The organism is Ferrovibrio sp., from assembly GCF_964218355.1.
In the GTDB taxonomy this organism is placed as follows: domain Bacteria; phylum Pseudomonadota; class Alphaproteobacteria; order Ferrovibrionales; family Ferrovibrionaceae; genus Ferrovibrio.
Map to the genome: position 1 here is coordinate 137,706 of NZ_CAXPMC010000009.1, position 14,641 is coordinate 152,346.

16 protein-coding genes are annotated in these 14,641 nt (G+C 65.4%); 12 read left to right on the forward strand and 4 right to left on the reverse strand.

Going from position 1 to position 14,641, the window contains the following annotated elements; genetic code table 11:
* Positions 1-124: 124 nt before the first annotated feature.
* Positions 125-1,738 (forward strand): class I adenylate-forming enzyme family protein, encoded by a 1,614-nt coding sequence (locus ACEQZY_RS04715; RefSeq protein WP_370152683.1) that lies wholly within the window; start codon positions 125-127, stop codon positions 1,736-1,738.
* Between the two features lie 3 nt (positions 1,739-1,741).
* On the opposite strand, the gene rfbA is transcribed toward ACEQZY_RS04715, so the two are convergent.
* Both rfbA and ACEQZY_RS04725 read right to left on the reverse strand, forming a co-directional pair.
* The gene (gene rfbA / locus ACEQZY_RS04720) at positions 1,742-2,620 is read right to left on the reverse strand and encodes a glucose-1-phosphate thymidylyltransferase RfbA (protein WP_341702410.1); all 879 of its coding nucleotides are present in this window, start codon (positions 2,618-2,620) and stop codon (positions 1,742-1,744) included.
* A 74-nt stretch (positions 2,621-2,694) separates the two neighbouring features.
* A complete protein-coding gene (locus tag ACEQZY_RS04725) occupies positions 2,695-3,681 on the reverse strand; it encodes a helix-turn-helix domain-containing protein (RefSeq protein WP_341702409.1) in 987 nt (328 codons plus the stop codon).
* Positions 3,682-4,000: 319 nt separating this feature from the next.
* Here ACEQZY_RS04725 and ACEQZY_RS04730 point away from each other — a divergent pair, with 319 nt between their 5' ends.
* The 8 genes from ACEQZY_RS04730 to ACEQZY_RS04765 all read left to right on the forward strand — a co-directional run bounded on the left by ACEQZY_RS04730 (position 4,001) and on the right by ACEQZY_RS04765 (position 11,350).
* Positions 4,001-5,203 (forward strand): amino acid ABC transporter substrate-binding protein, encoded by a 1,203-nt coding sequence (locus ACEQZY_RS04730; RefSeq protein ID WP_341702408.1) that lies wholly within the window; start codon positions 4,001-4,003, stop codon positions 5,201-5,203.
* 68 nt (positions 5,204-5,271) lie between these two features.
* On the forward strand, positions 5,272-6,144 hold the full coding sequence (locus ACEQZY_RS04735) for a branched-chain amino acid ABC transporter permease (protein ID WP_370152686.1): 873 nt from the start codon (positions 5,272-5,274) through the stop codon (positions 6,142-6,144).
* Entirely contained in the window at positions 6,141-7,079 is a 939-nt protein-coding gene (locus ACEQZY_RS04740) for a branched-chain amino acid ABC transporter permease (RefSeq protein WP_341702406.1), read from the forward strand. The genes ACEQZY_RS04735 and ACEQZY_RS04740 overlap by 4 nt, the downstream gene beginning before the upstream one ends.
* Positions 7,076-7,810, forward strand: a complete 735-nt coding sequence (locus ACEQZY_RS04745) for an ABC transporter ATP-binding protein (protein ID WP_341702405.1) — start codon at positions 7,076-7,078, stop codon at positions 7,808-7,810. The genes ACEQZY_RS04740 and ACEQZY_RS04745 overlap by 4 nt, the downstream gene beginning before the upstream one ends.
* Positions 7,803-8,525 (forward strand): ABC transporter ATP-binding protein, encoded by a 723-nt coding sequence (locus tag ACEQZY_RS04750; protein ID WP_370152688.1) that lies wholly within the window; start codon positions 7,803-7,805, stop codon positions 8,523-8,525. Before ACEQZY_RS04745 ends, ACEQZY_RS04750 begins: the two co-directional genes overlap by 8 nt.
* Positions 8,526-8,554: 29 nt before the next feature.
* A complete protein-coding gene (locus tag ACEQZY_RS04755; protein ID WP_341702403.1) occupies positions 8,555-10,006 on the forward strand; it encodes an aldehyde dehydrogenase in 1,452 nt (483 codons plus the stop codon).
* 22 nt (positions 10,007-10,028) lie between these two features.
* Positions 10,029-10,784, forward strand: a complete 756-nt coding sequence (locus ACEQZY_RS04760) for an SDR family oxidoreductase (RefSeq protein WP_341702402.1) — start codon at positions 10,029-10,031, stop codon at positions 10,782-10,784.
* A 32-nt stretch (positions 10,785-10,816) separates the two neighbouring features.
* Positions 10,817-11,350: a 2,4'-dihydroxyacetophenone dioxygenase family protein gene (locus tag ACEQZY_RS04765; protein ID WP_341702401.1), complete on the forward strand. Its 534-nt coding sequence runs from the start codon at positions 10,817-10,819 to the stop codon at positions 11,348-11,350.
* 10 nt (positions 11,351-11,360) lie between these two features.
* Here the strand turns inward: ACEQZY_RS04765 and ACEQZY_RS04770 are convergent, their stop codons facing one another.
* On the reverse strand, positions 11,361-11,699 hold the full coding sequence (locus ACEQZY_RS04770; protein ID WP_341702400.1) for a DUF1491 family protein: 339 nt from the start codon (positions 11,697-11,699) through the stop codon (positions 11,361-11,363).
* A 4-nt stretch (positions 11,700-11,703) separates the two neighbouring features.
* Positions 11,704-12,633: a DMT family transporter gene (locus ACEQZY_RS04775; protein WP_370152692.1), complete on the reverse strand. Its 930-nt coding sequence runs from the start codon at positions 12,631-12,633 to the stop codon at positions 11,704-11,706.
* A 141-nt stretch (positions 12,634-12,774) separates the two neighbouring features.
* On the opposite strand from ACEQZY_RS04775, the gene msrA reads away from it, so the two are divergent.
* From msrA to ACEQZY_RS04790, 3 genes are read left to right on the forward strand one after another with little or no spacing between them, the layout of a single operon-like run.
* Positions 12,775-13,437, forward strand: a complete 663-nt coding sequence (gene msrA, locus ACEQZY_RS04780) for a peptide-methionine (S)-S-oxide reductase MsrA (protein ID WP_370152694.1) — start codon at positions 12,775-12,777, stop codon at positions 13,435-13,437.
* A gap of 41 nt (positions 13,438-13,478) precedes the next feature.
* The gene (locus ACEQZY_RS04785; protein ID WP_370152696.1) at positions 13,479-13,940 is read left to right on the forward strand and encodes an Lrp/AsnC family transcriptional regulator; all 462 of its coding nucleotides are present in this window, start codon (positions 13,479-13,481) and stop codon (positions 13,938-13,940) included.
* The gene (locus ACEQZY_RS04790; protein ID WP_341702396.1) at positions 13,937-14,566 is read left to right on the forward strand and encodes a LysE family transporter; all 630 of its coding nucleotides are present in this window, start codon (positions 13,937-13,939) and stop codon (positions 14,564-14,566) included. The genes ACEQZY_RS04785 and ACEQZY_RS04790 overlap by 4 nt, the downstream gene beginning before the upstream one ends.
* The last annotated feature ends 75 nt before the right edge of the window (positions 14,567-14,641 follow it).

Genomic DNA, 14,641 nt, shown 5'->3' on the forward strand with positions numbered 1-14,641 from the left:
TGAAGATGAAATTCTTTTGTTTGTCAGATGGTTATGGATTGCGATGTGGCCATCTTGTTGACTCTGCGGGTATTCGGCGGCAGCCTCCGGCCAGTCAGAATGATCCGGCACGGGAGGGCCGGCCATGGCGTGGACATTGCCGCCTGCCATTGGAATCCGTCACGAAGTGCATCACGGCGACCGGGTTCTGCGCTGTTTTACGGATCGCCCGGGCCATTGCTACGCGATGTTTGCAGCCGCAGCAGAACGGCAGCCTGACCGCGAGGCACTGGTCTGCGGCTCCCTGCGACTGAGCTATGGCGAGCTGGCCCTGGCGGCCGAACGGCACGCTGCCGGTCTGGCCGCGCGTGGCATCGGTGCCGGCGACCGGGTCGCGCTGCTGCTTGGCAACCGTGTGGAATTTATCCTGTCGCTGCTGGCGACGCTGCGGCTGGGGGCGATCGCCGTGCCGCTGGGGACCCGGCTGCAGAAACCGGAAATCGCCTACATCCTCGACCACGCGGGTGCTGTCGCACTGGTGCATGAGGCGGATCTGGCGGACCGTCTGCCGGAAGGGGCGGAAGTCCCGGCGCTGCGTTTCCGTTTTGCGGTCGGGGGCCCTTGCACCGGAGCAGAGGATTTCGCGGTGCTGGCGGCAGACAGCACTGAATCCCTGCCACCTGTCGCGCCAGCCGAGGATGATACCGCGGTCATTCTCTATACCTCCGGCACAACCGGCCGGCCGAAGGGCGCAATGCTGGCGCATCTGGGGATCGTGCATTCGGCCCTGCATTTCCGGCACTGCATGGCACTGACGGCGGAGGACCGCATCCTGCTTTCGGTTCCGGCCAGCCATGTCACCGGGCTGGTCGCCGTCATCATGACGGCCTGGCTTGTTGGCGGCGCCATCATCATGATGTCGGAATTCCGGGCGCGCGACTTTCTGGCACTGGCCGCCCGTGAACGGCTGACCTACACCGTGATGGTGCCGGCGATGTACAATCTCTGCCTGCTGCAGCCGGATTTCGACAGCTACGACCTTGGCAGCTGGCGGATCGGCGGCTATGGCGGCGCGCCGATGCCGGAAGCAACGATTGCCGCCCTGGCACGGAAGCTGCCACAGCTGGGGCTTGCCAATGCCTATGGCGCCACCGAGACCACCTCGCCGACCACCATCATGCCGGCGGTGCATACGGCGACGCATGCCGACAGTGTCGGCTGGCCGGTGCCCTGCGGCGATGTGATCATCGTCGATGCGGCAGGCCGGGAGGTTCCGCCTGGCGAGGCCGGTGAAATCTGGATTCGCGGCCCCATGGTGGTGGCGGGATACTGGCGGAACCCGGAGGCGACAGCACAATCCTTCACGGCCGGTTTCTGGCATTCCGGCGATATCGGCTCGATGGATGCGGATGGTTTCGTGCGGGTTTTCGACCGGGTGAAGGACATGATCAACCGGGGCGGCTACAAGATATTCTCGGTCGAGGTCGAGAATGCCCTGAGCTATCACCCTGGCGTACTGGAAAGCGCCATCGTGGCGAAACCCTGCCCGGTACTGGGCGAGCGTGTGCATGCCTTCGTCAGCCGGCGGCAGGCCGCCGGGGTCGGGGAGGCCGAGCTGAAAGCCTTCTGTGCCGAGCGGCTGGCGGATTACAAGGTGCCGGAAAGCTTCACCCTGCTGGACGAACCCCTGCCGCGCAACGCCAACGGCAAACTGCTGAAGCGCGTCCTGCGCGGCCGCCTCGACGCCCGGCCGGTCTGAAGGTCAGGGTTCGAATTTCTCGCGGACGATGCGGCGCAGATACTGGGCATAGGCATTGCTGCCGTAGCTGTCTGCGATGCGCTCGACCCTGGCGGTGTCGATAAAGCCCAGACGCCAGGCGACCTCTTCCGGCACGGCGATCTTCAGCCCCTGCCGCTTTTCCACGGTGGCGATGAAGTTCGACGCATCCAGCAGGCTGTCCGGCGTGCCGGTATCCAGCCAGGCAAAGCCGCGGCCGAACAGTTCCACATGCAGCTTGCCCTGCTGCAGGTAGACATTGTTCAGATCGGTGATCTCAAGTTCGCCACGTGCTGAAGGCTGCAGGCCGGCGGCAATGTCGCAGACATGCCGGTCGTAGAAATACAGGCCGGTTACGGCCCAGTTGCTTGGCGGAATCTTCGGCTTTTCGATGATTGCGCGCGGCGTCCGGCCGGGGCCGAGTTCGAGCACGCCGTACCGTTCCGGATCGGCCACCCAGTAGCCGAAAACCACGGCGCCGTCGGCTCTGGCTGCAGCCCGTTGCAGCACTTCGACGAAGCCCTCGCCGTAGAAGATGTTGTCGCCCAGCACCAGGGCGCAGGCGTCGCCGGCAATGAAATCGCGCCCGATCAGGAAAGCCTGGGCAATGCCCCGGGGCTCCGGCTGCACGGCATATTCGATCCGCAATCCCCACTGGCTGCCATCGCCCATCAGGGTACGGAAAGCCTCCTGGTCGCGCGGTGTGGTGATCACCAGGATATCGCGGATGCCGGCCAGCATCAGGGTGGTCAGCGGATGATAGATCATCGGCTTGTCGTAGATGGTCAGCAGCTGCTTGCTGATCACGGTGGTTGCCGGATGCAGCCGGCTGCCGGTGCCGCCTGCGAGAATAATGCCCTTCATGGGAAACCGTCCGCTGTGGTGTCAGGGCGCGACGCTAGCCGAAATGCGGCGGGCGGGAAAGGCGCGGCCCGGATTCAGGCCCGGCCGGCAAGCCAGTAGGCGGGGCTGCCGGCGGTCATCGCGCGGAAGGCGCGCGGCGACACGCCATAGCGGTCGCGGAAACAGCGGCTGAAATGGGCCGAGGAATTGAAGCCCCAGCTGAAAGCGATGTCGGTGATGGACAGGTGCCGCAGGGCCGGGTTGGCGAGGTCGCTGCAAACCCGTTCCAGCCGGCTGTTCCAGATGTGGCTGTTCAGGGTGGTGCCCTCGCGGCTGAACAGCTTGTGCAGGTTGCGTTTGCTGCAGCCGACGGCGGCGGCAACCCGGTCAAGCGACAGCAGCGGATCACGCAGGTGCTGGGCGATGAAGGTCCGCACCCGCGCCCGGCTGGTTTCCCCGAGTGAGACATCGGTGGCGATGCCCTGCAGGTCGAGTGCGGCCAGCCTGACCATCTGGGCGATGGTCTCGCCCATCTCGGCGCCGCCATGAGGGCCGGCAATCGCCGGCAGATCCGCGAAGGCAGAAGAGAGAAACTGGAAGACCAGGCGGCCGACACCGCTCTGACCGGAGAAGCGCCGCACCGACAGTTCGGTCATGTCCAGCCCCAGCCGGGTCAGGCAGTCGCGCGGCAGCAGCAGGGCAATCTGGTTGATGCGTTCGGGGTTGGACACGACATAGGTGTTGGTCGTGTCGTACATGCTCCATTCACCGGGCGTCAGAATCAGTCGGCGGCCGTTCTGCTCGAAGCAGGCGGCCCCCTCGATCTGGGCGACGATCTTCACATAGCCGCGATCATCGCGGCGGATCAGGTTTGGCGTGCGCACCACGCGATGGCGGCTGGCCAGAATGCGGCAGAGCTTCAACCCGCCGATATCACCGAGTTCGAGCCGGCCATCGAAATTCTCGTCGCCATAGGTGTCCGACTGCAGCCGGCCGATATGGCGGGCCACGAAATCGCCCCAGAGCGCCAGCCGGTCCGCCGAAGCGACGTCCGATGTGGCCACAACCGATACCGCGCTCATATCCTCCCCGCCGTTGGATATCCAACTATCCGAAGTCTAACGCGGCGGAGCAGGTGCGTTAAGGCTTTTCGATGATGTCGCGGCCCAGCCCCGCGCATAGACGTGCGGATACCGCCCATGCTGCGGCGCAACAGATCGTTCGTGGGCGGATGCCGGTACCGTCACAGTCAAGTGAAGGTTCGCTCTCGGGCAAGAAGCGCGGCGGAATCGGGGGTATCGGTACAGGGAATGCACCGGCAGCAAGCCGGGCAGCGACAGGCAGTGTGCCGTTCACGGCGACATGCTGCGACTGGCAGTCGTGTCTTGGGAGGAGAAAAAGATGAAACACGGTTTCCGCATGCTGGCGGCAACGGCGGCTTTCGCCCTGCTGGCCACGAGTATGGGCGCGTCGGCCCAGGACAAGATCAAGATCGGCTATGCCATCTCGAAGACCGGCCCGAATGCCGGCGGTGCCAATATCACCCAGATTCCGAACTACCAGCTCTGGGTGAAGGAGGTGAACGACAAGGGCGGCCTGAAAATCGGCAGCAAGCGCGTGCCGATCGAAGTGATCGAATATGATGACCGCTCCAACTCGGAAGAGGCGGTGCGCGCGGTCGAGCGCCTGGTGACCCAGGACAAGGTGGACCTGCTGTTCCCGCCATGGGGCACCGGCCTGAATCTGGCCGTCGGCCCGGTCTTCCACAAATACGGCTATCCGCAGCTGGCCTTCAGTGCGGTGACCGATCTCGCGCCGCAGCTGGTCAAGCGCTGGCCGAACAGCTTCTGGTTTCTGGGCACCAGCCACATGTACGTGGATGCCCTGGCCGGCCTGATCGCCAAGCAGCAGAAGGCCGGCAAGGTCAATGGCAACGTCGCCATGGTCAGCATCTCGGACGGATTCGGCATCGACCTGTCCAAGGCGGCGCGCGACAGCTTTGCCAAGGCCGGTCTCAAGCTGGTCTATGACAAGAGCTATCCGATCGGCACCCAGGATATGTCGCCGCTGATCGGCGAGGCGCAGCGTTCCGGCGCAGACAGCTTCGTCGCCTTCAGCTATCCGCCGGATACCATAGCCCTGACCGACCAGTCGAAGATCGCGTCGTTCGCCCCGAAGATCATGTTCCTCGGTGTCGGCGTCGGCTTTCCGCTCTATCCGCAGAAATTCGGCGCCAGCATCGAAGGCGTGATGTCTCTGGGTGGCTGGTCGAAGGACAATGCCGGCACGGCGGAGTATCGCAAGAAGCACAATGCCATGCATGGTCGTGATCCCGATTACTGGGGCAGCCAGGTCGGCTATGCGTCGCTGCAGATGCTGGAGCAGGCGATCGAGCGGGTCGGCAGCATCGACCGTCCGGCAATCATCAAGGAGCTGCAGACCGGAACCTTCGATACCGTCCTCGGCAAGATCAAGCTGGAAGACAACATGCCGAAGGACGCCTTCTGGCTGATCGGCCAGTGGCAGGACGGCTTTTATACCGGCGTGGCGCCGGACCGGACCGGCGCGGCAGGCCTGGTGGTGCCGAAGCCCGCCTGGAAGTGACGTGATGCGGGTGGCCGCCCGTCCGGTGGCCACCCGTCTGTTTCCTGTTTCTGTCAAGGTTGTCTGCGATGCTGGTTGAGGCACTCCTCTCCGGACTGACCCTCGGGGGGATGTATGCGCTGGTGGCGATGGGGCTGACGCTCCAGTACGGCGTCGCGCGCATCATGAACCTGTCTTACGGCGAACTGCTGGTTGCTGCGTCCTTTGCCGCTTTCTGGCTGTTCACCGCCGCAGGCGTAAGCCCGGTTCTTGGCCTGGTTGTCGTGGCACCTGCCGCGGCGCTGCTCAGCTGGCTGATCTACCGTATCCTGCTGGTGCCGCTGGTTCGTCGCGCCCCCAGCCGCGATGCGCTGGAAGTCGACAGCATTCTTGCCACGTTCGGCCTGCTGTTCGTCGTGCAGGGCGTGATGCTGGTGCTGTTCGGTGGCGCCTATTACAGCTACGGCTTCCTGGCTTTCGCGGTCGATGTTTTCGGCGTATCGCTGGCAGCCAACCGTCTGCTGGCTCTTGCTTTCGCCGCAGTGATCGGCCTTGCCCTCTATATCGGCCTGACCCGCACGCGGATCGGCACCGCCGTACGGGCCGTGGCGGTCGATCCCGTCGCAGCTCAGCTGGTTGCCATCGATGTGCGTGCGACAGCGGCAGCAGCCTTTGCGCTGGGCGGGGCGCTGGTGGCGGTGGGCGGTGTTCTGGTCTCGATGTTCCTGACATTCAACGCCAATATCGGCGTCGTCTTCACCATGAAGGCGCTGATCGTGGTGATCATGGGCGGAGTCGGCAATCTGCTCGGTTGCCTGGTTGCGGGACTGATCCTCGGCCTGACCGAAACCTTCGTGGCGACATGGATCGATCCGGGCCTGACCCTGGCGGCCACCTACACGATCTTCCTCGGCATCCTGCTGGTCCGTCCGCAGGGCCTGTTCGGCCGGGCCGCCCGATGAATGCGCGTCTGTTTGCCGGTGCAGCCGGCATACCGTTTCTGGTTGCGGCGCTGGCTGCGGTTCCCCTGGTGGCCGATGGCTACCAGCTGTCCCTGGCCATCAGCATCATGAACTATACCGTGCTGTCGACCGCTTGGGCCCTGTTCTCGGGCCCGACCCGCTACGTATCCCTGGCCACGGTCGCCTTTTTCGGCATCGGCGCCTATACGGTTGCGGTGTTCAGCGAGATTCTCCCCTGGCCGCTGATCCTGCTGATTGCGCTGGGCATCGGTATGGCGGTGGCACTGATCGTCGGTCTGTCCACCCTGCGCCTGTCCGGTGTCTATTTCGTCATCTTCACCTTCGGCCTGGCTGAACTGGTCCGCCAGCTGGTCACCTGGTGGGAGGTCAATGTCACCCGCACGCTCGGCCGCTATGTCTTCATCGACATCACCACCGAGCAGATCTACTGGCAGCTGCTGGCACTGGTCGTTCTGGTCTTTGCAGCCGGCCTCCTGATCCGGCGCTCGCGGCTGGGCCTGGCATTGCGGGTGATTGGCGATGACGAGGCCGTGGCCCGCCATGTCGGGATCAACACGACGATTGCCAAGGTCGCGCTGTTCACGCTCAGCGCCGCTTTCATGACCCTGGCCGGTGCGGTGATGGCGCCGCGCTGGACCTATATCGACCCGGCCATTGCCTTCAATCCGGTAGTCTCCTTCCAGGTGCTGATCATGGCGCTGCTGGGGGGTGTGCACCGGCTTTATGGGCCTGTGCTGGGCGTGATTCCGCTGGCCCTGCTGTTTGAATTCCTGCTGGCGAACTTCCCGAATCATTTCAGCATCCTGCTCGGCCTTGCCTTCATGCTGATCGTCTATGCGATCCCGCGCGGCATCGCCGGCCTGGCCGAACAGGCTGGCCGGCTGCTGGGCCGCAGCGGGGGAGGCGGATCATGAACACGGCTGCCCTGCTGGATGTGGCCGGTCTGACCCGGCGTTTCGGCGGCCTCGTCGCCGTGGATGGCGTCGACCTGTCGGTGCGGTCCGGCGAGATCGTCGGCCTGCTGGGGCCGAATGGCTCCGGCAAGACCACGGTGCTGAATCTGGTCTCCGGCGCACTGGCCCCGGATGCCGGCCGCGTCCTGCTGAAGGGACGGGAGATTGCCGGCCTGCCGCCCTACCGGATTGCGCGGCTGGGCGTCGCCCGCACTTTCCAGCTGGTGCGCGTGCTCGGCTCGATGACCTGCCGGGAGAATGTGCTGGCTGGCCTTGCCTTCGGCCACAGCCGGCAATGGGGAGCGGCCGCGGACCAGGCGGCCGATGATCTGCTGGCCCAGGTCGGCCTGGGCGGGCGCGGCGCCACCATGACCGGCGAGCTGACGTATATCGACCAGAAACGGCTCGAACTGGCGCGTGCACTGGCCCTGCGGCCGGAACTGCTGCTGCTGGATGAATGGCTGGCCGGGCTCAATCCCACCGAGCTGCAGCAGGGGATCGAACTGGTGCGTTCCCTGCGCGCGCAGGGCCTGTCGATCCTGATGGTCGAGCATGTGATGGATGCGATCCGCTCGCTATGCGACCGCTGCGTGGTGATGAATGCCGGCCGCAAGATCGCCGACGGCCTGCCGGCCGCGGTACTGGCCGAACCCGAGGTGGTCCGGGCCTATCTGGGAGAGGCCGATGCTTGAGGTGGCAAGACTCTCGGTCGCCTATGGCAAGCACCAGGCTGTCGATGATGTCGCTCTGACGGTTGCATCCGGAGAGATCGTGGTGATCCTCGGCGCCAACGGCGCCGGCAAGACCTCCCTGCTGAAGGCACTGGCTGGCGTGCAGGCCACCCGGCCCGGTGCCCAGGTCCGCCTTGGGGGACAAGACCTGACCCGGCTGGCCGCGCATCGCATCGTCGAGGCCGGGCTGGCGCTGGTGCCGGAAGGGCGCGGCATTTTCGGCGAACTGACGGTGCGCGAGAATCTGGCGCTGGGCGCCTTTGCGCGCCGTGCCCGCAATGGCGAAGGCAGCAACCTGCAGCGGGTGCTGACGCTGTTTCCCCGTCTGGCCGAGCGTATGGAGCAGGCGGCCCGGACCATGAGCGGCGGCGAGCAGCAGATGGTGGCCATCGGCCGCGCCCTGATGTCGTCGCCGGATATCCTGCTGCTGGACGAGCCCTCGCTCGGCCTGTCGCCCCTGATGTGCGGCGAACTGTTCGGCGCGCTTGGCCGCATCCGCGAGGCCGGCATCGGCGTGCTGCTGGTCGAGCAGAATGCCCGCCGCAGCCTGGCCATCGCCGATCGCGGCTATCTGATCGAGAACGGACGCATCGTCGGTGCCGGCACGGCGGCGGCCCTGCGCGACGACCCCGCCGTGCAGCGGGCCTATCTCGGCGTGGCCACGCCGGCCCATTGAAAAGATTTGCCAATGACGGAGAGAGCCGCATGTTCCAGATCGACCTGCTGATTGACGGCAAGACCCTGCCGGCGGCCGGCGGCCGCAGCTTCGAACGCCGGAACCCGCTGAATGATGCCGTGGCCAGCCGCGCCGCTGCGGCGGGGACTGCCGATGCCATCGCCGCTGCCGATGCGGCTGCCCGCGCGTTTCCGGCCTGGTCGGCAATGGGGCCGAACGAACGCCGGGCGATGTTGCTGAAAGCGGCCGATGCCCTGGCGGCGCGGGCCGGTGACTTTGTTGCCCGCATGGCGGCCGAGATCGGCGCCACGGCCGGCTGGGCCGGATTCAATGTGCATCTTGCCGCCGGCATGCTGCGCGAAGCGGCGGCGATGACCACCCAGATCGGCGGCGAGGTGATCCCTTCCGACAAGCCGGGCTGCGTGGCGATGGCAGTCCGCCAGCCGGCTGGCGTGGTGCTCGGCATCGCGCCATGGAATGCACCGGTGATCCTCGGCACCCGTGCCGTTGCCATGCCGCTGGCCTGCGGCAATACGGTGGTGCTGAAGGCGTCGGAGCTCTGCCCCGGGACCCACCGTCTGATCGCGGAATGCCTGGTCGATGCCGGCATTCCGGCCGGCGTGGTCAACGTGGTCAGCAATGCCCCGGAAGACGCTGCGGCCGTGGTCGAGGCGCTGATTGCGCATCCGGCCGTGCGGCGGGTCAATTTCACCGGCTCGACGAAGGTCGGCCGCATCATCGCCGAAACGGCAGCACGCCATCTCAAGCCGGTACTGCTGGAACTGGGCGGCAAGGCGCCAATGCTGGTGCTGGACGATGCCGATCTTGATGAAGCGGTGAAGGCGGCGGCTTTCGGTGCCTTCATGAACCAGGGCCAGATCTGCATGTCGACCGAGCGGCTGGTGGTCGACCGCACCGTGGCCGATGATTTCGTCTCGAAATTTGCCGCCAAGGCCGAAACGCTGGTCGCCGGCGATCCGCATAAGGGCAATACCCCGCTGGGCGCGGTTGCCAGCCGGGAAGCGGTGGTGCGGGTGCAGGATCTGATCGCCGATGCGACGGCCCGGGGCGCGAAGCTGGTCGCCGGCGGACGTGCCGAGGGCGCGCTGATGGATGCCGCTGTGCTCGACCATGTCACGCCGGATATGCGCATCTATCACGAGGAATCCTTTGGTCCCGTGGTCTGCGTGGTACGCGCCCGGGATGCCGACGACGCCGTCCGCATCGCCAACGATACCGAATACGGCCTGTCTGCCGCGGTATTCAGCCGCGACATTGCGCGCGCCATGGGTGTCGCGCGGCGGATCGAAAGCGGCATCTGCCACATCAATGGCCCGACCGTGCATGACGAGGCGCAGATGCCTTTCGGCGGCGTCAAGGCATCGGGTTACGGCCGGTTCGGCGGCCGGGCCGGCATCGAGGAATTCACCGACCTGCGCTGGATCACCATCGAGACCCAGCCCGGACGATACCCGATCTGAACGGGGACAGACGATGGGCGCGATGGATGGGAAGATCTGCATTGTCACCGGTGCGGCCGGCAGTCTCGGCCTGGCGGCGGCGGCCCTGCTGCGGCGGGAAGGCGGCCGGGTGATGCTGGTCGACCTCGAGGAAGCCGCGCTGCGCAAGGCCGCGGATACGCTCGGCGGCATCGGCGATGGCGTTGCCATCTGTGCCGCGGATGTGGCCGATGCCACGGCCACCCGGCACTACATCGCTGAAACCGCGGCCCGCTGGGGCAAGGCGGATGTGCTGTTCAGCAATGCCGGGCTCAGCGGTGTGATCAGCCCCGTCACCGATTATCCCGAAGAGGTTTTCGACAGGGTCATGGCCGTGAATGTGCGGGCCTCTTTCCTGGCCTGCAAGTATGGCCTGCCGCAGATGAAGGACGGCGGCAGCATCGTGATCACGGCCAGCGTGGTGGGCGTGACCAGCGATCCCGGTATCTGCGCCTATGCGACGTCCAAGCATGCAGTGATCGGACTGATGCGGACAGTGGCCAAGGAGGCGGCGCCACGCAACATCCGGGTGAATGTGCTGGCGCCGGGGCCGGTCGACAACGGTTTCCAGCTGGACATCGAGAAGGGGCTGAGTGCGGCCATCGGCCGCGACGCGACCCGGTTTCTCGATTCGATCATTCCGCTCGGCCGCCATGGCCGGGCGGATGAAATCGCCCGTGCCGTGCTGTTCCTGGCATCCGACCAGAGCAGCTTCACCACCGGCAGCGTGCTGATGGCCGATGGCGGCATGCATATCTGACCAGGACGCAGACCACGGGAGAGGAGTGCCCCATGCCCGAGCTTGCCACAACCGAATTCTGGAAGGACCTCAAGCCGATTGCGCAGGTCTTCCAGCCCGATGCCCTGCCCGAGGCCTATATCGCCAATGCACCCACGGAAGACGAACGCTATTATGTCCCGTTCACCGATACGGTGTCGTCGCGGCCGCTGTGGATCTCGCCGTCCCAGAACAAATGGTGCGACATCCTGATGGCGAAAAGCGCCGGCCTGGTGAACCGGCATTACCACCCGCATGAGGTATTTGCCTATACCATCTCGGGGAAATGGGGATATCTCGAGCATGACTGGACGGCGACGGCGGGGGATTTCGTCTACGAAACCCCCGGGGAGGGCCATACGCTGGTCGCCTATGCGCACAGGGACCCGATGAAAGTGTTTTTCATCGTCAAGGGGCCGCTGGTGTGGCTCGACGAGGATGGCAACGCGAACGGATATTTCGATGTCCACAACTATATTGCCATGTGCAAGGGGCATTACGAGGCGGTCGGTATCGGCGCCGCCTATATCGAGAGTCTGTTCCGCTAGGGCGGGCAGCCTACAGGATCACGCCATCGACCAGGATGCGGCCTTTGCCGTCTTCGACCTCGATGACGTAGAGGTCGGGGTCGCGGCGTATCGCTTTTTCCAGTGCCGCTTCGGCTTCGGCCTCTGACAATGGCGCATCGCCGCCCAGCCGCAGCCAGCCGGCCCGGCCCTCGGCATCGCGCGCCTGGCTGAGAATGATCGCACTGTCGCGACTGATGGCGATCTTCAGCAGGATGGTGCCGGCATCCGGGTCGCCCTTGCGCCGGATATAGACCGGGATGCTTTCCAGGTCGTAGCGGCGCAGGATGGCCTGAACAAGAATCTGTGTTTTCAGGCGGGCTTCGCTCATCAGGTCATCCTGTCCCGGCGGCGGAGCCCTTCAGGCGCTCGCGATGCAGCACATAGAGGCCGCTGGCCACGACGATGGCGATGCCGGCCATGGCCAGAGGGTTGGGGATCTCGCCCCAGATCAGGAAGCCGAACAGCAGGGCCCAGATCAGGGCGGTGTACCGGAATGGACCTACGATGGTCAGGTCGCCGTGGCGGAAGGCATCGACGATCAGGAGATAGCCGCCGATCAGAAACAGGGCCGCGCTAGCCAGCAGCGTGAATTCGCGTCCGCCGATGGATGCCCATCCCTCGACGGCAGACAGCGCCAGGGCGCTGATCAGCACGAACAGGGAATTCGCCAGGGTGACGACCAGCGACGGGATGCCGGTATCCAGGCGGCGGGTGGTGAGGTCGCGGGCGACAATGAAGACCACCGCCGCCAGCGCCAGCAGCGAATAGGCGTTGAAGCCGCTGGCCTTCGGCTGCACGATCAGCATCACGCCAATGAAACCGGCCGCGACCGCGCTCCAGCGCCGCCAGCCGACCGGGGCCCGCAGGAACACCGCCGCCGAAGCCGTCATCACCAGTGGTGTCGCCATGTTGATCGCCGTGATGTTGCCGATCTGCATGTGGAACAGCGCCACAAGGTAGAGGATGGTGGCCACCACATCGAGTGCGCTGCGCAGCAGCACAACCCGGTCGCCGATCCGTCGAAGCTGGCCGGCATGCCCGGTGATGAGGATCAGGCCAAGAATCAGCAGGGTGGCAATCACGTTGCGGGTGGCGATCAGCTGGCCGGTCGGCAGACTGGTGCTGGCCAGCTTGATCATGGTGTCGTTGGTCACGAAGGCAGCCATGCCCAGCAGCATCGAGGCAATGCCGCGACGGGTGCCGAAGCCGAACAGGCGACCATACAGGGCGCCGGGGCGGAATGGGGAGGAGGCGAGACTCATTGTGCTTGTTTTTCCGCCGCCACCATATCCGGGTATCGCGACCTCGTGAATGGCCGGTATCGCAGCCCAGCCTTGACCGCAATGCAGGGCGCACCATTCTAGGGCAGTGCCCGTCCCCCCGATCTGCCCAGGAGCGATGCCATGTGGTTCAGCACCCCCCGCCACAAGATAGAGATGCCCGATCGCAGCCGGGCTCTGCCCGGACGGGACACGCCCATGGCAGTGCCGGCCCGGCATTTCGTGAACGGCAATCCTCTGCTGCCGCCCTTTGCGGAAGGACTGGAACTGGCATTGTTCGGTCTCGGCTGTTTCTGGGGGGCAGAGCGCAAATTCTGGCAGGCCGGGCCCGGAATTCATTCGACGGCGGTGGGCTATGCCGCCGGCTATACCCCGAATCCGACCTATGAAGAGGTCTGCAGCGGTCTGACCGGCCATAACGAGGTGGTCCGGGTGGTGTTCGATCCGGCGCGGATCTCCTATGCCGCACTGCTGCAGGTTTTCTGGGAAAGCCATGATCCGACCCAGGGCATGCGGCAGGGCAATGATGTCGGCACCCAGTACCGGTCCGGCATCTATGTGTATTCGGCTGCCCAGCGCGCACAGGCCGGGCAGAGCCGCGATGCCTATCAGCAGGCCCTGACCCGGGCCGGCCGCGGCCGCATCACCACCGAAATCCTGGATGCGCCGGATTTCTACTATGCCGAAGATTATCACCAGCAGTATCTGGCCAAGAATCCGGGCGGGTATTGCGGGCTCGGCGGCACGGGGGTGGCCTGCCCTGTCGGATTGACCACGGACGCATAGATTTTCTGGTATTTCTGTATAATTAAGTATATTTTGCGGTCATGGATTATATTGACCGCAAAATAATTGAATACATTCAGGCTTCCGGCCGGGCGTCCTATGCCGAGATCGGGGCGGCTGCCGGCCTGTCGGTCTCGGCGGTCAACGAGCGGCTGAAAAAACTGGAGCGGCAGGGGGCAATCCGCGGCTGGACCGCCCTGATCGACCCCGTTGCCGCCGGCTGCCCGGTTCTTGCCTTCGTGCAGGTGATGATCGAGCGGCCGGAGCACGAACCGGCTTTCCTGGCGCTGGTGCGCGACGAGCCGGCAATCCTGGAATGCCATCATGTGACGGGGGACTGGTCGTATCTGCTGAAGGTCCGGGTGCCGGACATGGCGGCGCTCGAACGGCTGCTGGCGCGGCGGATCAAGCAGCTGCCGGGCATTCCGCGCAGCCACAGCGTGGTGGTGCTGTCCTCCGCCAAGGACAGCCCGGCGCTGCCTGTCCCGGCCGGCCCGGCATGAGCGAACAGGCGGAACTGCTGCTGCGGGCCGTGCTGCTGGGGCTGGCTGTGGCGGCGCCGGTCGGGCCGATCGGCGTGCTGTGCATCCAGCGCAGCCTGTCCGGCGGTTTCTGGGCGGGTTTCAGCGGCGGCATCGGCACGGCGGTCGCCGATGCCGTTTATGCCGGGTTGGCCGCGGCCGGTTTTGCCGCGCTGGTGCAGCCCATGGGCGATGTCCAGGACTGGCTGCGCTGGGGCGGCGCCGCGTTCATTGCCTGGCTGGGCTGGCGTACGCTGCAGGCGCCGGTGGTCAATGGTCCGGCAATGGTTCCGGCCCCGGCGGCGGGGCCGGCTTCGGCGCGGCCGCTGCGGCTGTTCGCCGTCACTTTCGCACTGACCATGAGCAATCCGGCAACCATCCTGTCCTTTGTGGCCATGTTCGCCGGCCTCGGGCTGGGCGAGAATCCATCTATGGCGGCGGCGGCAACCGTGCTTGCCGGTGTTTTCACCGGTTCGCTGCTTTGGTGGGCAGTCCTAAGTGCCAGCGCAGCCGTCCTGCGGCAGCGCATCACCGACGAATCGAAGCGCTGGATTAACCGGATCGCCGGCGCCGTCCTGATCGCCTTCGCATTCGCACTCGTCATCTGAGGCGCTTGTCAGCGACCGCCTGAATCGGCAATCTGCCTGCCTCAGAAAGGCGCGCAATGCGCAATGAGGGGAGAC

What these genes read in the sequence shown, in the direction of transcription:
- ACEQZY_RS04715 (WP_370152683.1), top strand. Translation starts at nt 125, where the DNA reads ATGGCGTGGACATTGCCGCCTGCCATTGGAATCCGTCACGAAGTGCAT.
- rfbA (WP_341702410.1), bottom strand. Translation starts at nt 2,620, where the DNA reads ATGAAGGGCATTATTCTCGCAGGCGGCACCGGCAGCCGGCTGCATCCG.
- ACEQZY_RS04725 (WP_341702409.1), bottom strand. Translation starts at nt 3,681, where the DNA reads ATGAGCGCGGTATCGGTTGTGGCCACATCGGACGTCGCTTCGGCGGAC.
- ACEQZY_RS04730 (WP_341702408.1), top strand. Translation starts at nt 4,001, where the DNA reads ATGAAACACGGTTTCCGCATGCTGGCGGCAACGGCGGCTTTCGCCCTG.
- ACEQZY_RS04735 (WP_370152686.1), top strand. Translation starts at nt 5,272, where the DNA reads ATGCTGGTTGAGGCACTCCTCTCCGGACTGACCCTCGGGGGGATGTAT.
- ACEQZY_RS04740 (WP_341702406.1), top strand. Translation starts at nt 6,141, where the DNA reads ATGAATGCGCGTCTGTTTGCCGGTGCAGCCGGCATACCGTTTCTGGTT.
- ACEQZY_RS04745 (WP_341702405.1), top strand. Translation starts at nt 7,076, where the DNA reads ATGAACACGGCTGCCCTGCTGGATGTGGCCGGTCTGACCCGGCGTTTC.
- ACEQZY_RS04750 (WP_370152688.1), top strand. Translation starts at nt 7,803, where the DNA reads ATGCTTGAGGTGGCAAGACTCTCGGTCGCCTATGGCAAGCACCAGGCT.
- ACEQZY_RS04755 (WP_341702403.1), top strand. Translation starts at nt 8,555, where the DNA reads ATGTTCCAGATCGACCTGCTGATTGACGGCAAGACCCTGCCGGCGGCC.
- ACEQZY_RS04760 (WP_341702402.1), top strand. Translation starts at nt 10,029, where the DNA reads ATGGATGGGAAGATCTGCATTGTCACCGGTGCGGCCGGCAGTCTCGGC.
- ACEQZY_RS04765 (WP_341702401.1), top strand. Translation starts at nt 10,817, where the DNA reads ATGCCCGAGCTTGCCACAACCGAATTCTGGAAGGACCTCAAGCCGATT.
- ACEQZY_RS04770 (WP_341702400.1), bottom strand. Translation starts at nt 11,699, where the DNA reads ATGAGCGAAGCCCGCCTGAAAACACAGATTCTTGTTCAGGCCATCCTG.
- ACEQZY_RS04775 (WP_370152692.1), bottom strand. Translation starts at nt 12,633, where the DNA reads ATGAGTCTCGCCTCCTCCCCATTCCGCCCCGGCGCCCTGTATGGTCGC.
- msrA (WP_370152694.1), top strand. Translation starts at nt 12,775, where the DNA reads ATGTGGTTCAGCACCCCCCGCCACAAGATAGAGATGCCCGATCGCAGC.
- ACEQZY_RS04785 (WP_370152696.1), top strand. Translation starts at nt 13,479, where the DNA reads ATGGATTATATTGACCGCAAAATAATTGAATACATTCAGGCTTCCGGC.
- ACEQZY_RS04790 (WP_341702396.1), top strand. Translation starts at nt 13,937, where the DNA reads ATGAGCGAACAGGCGGAACTGCTGCTGCGGGCCGTGCTGCTGGGGCTG.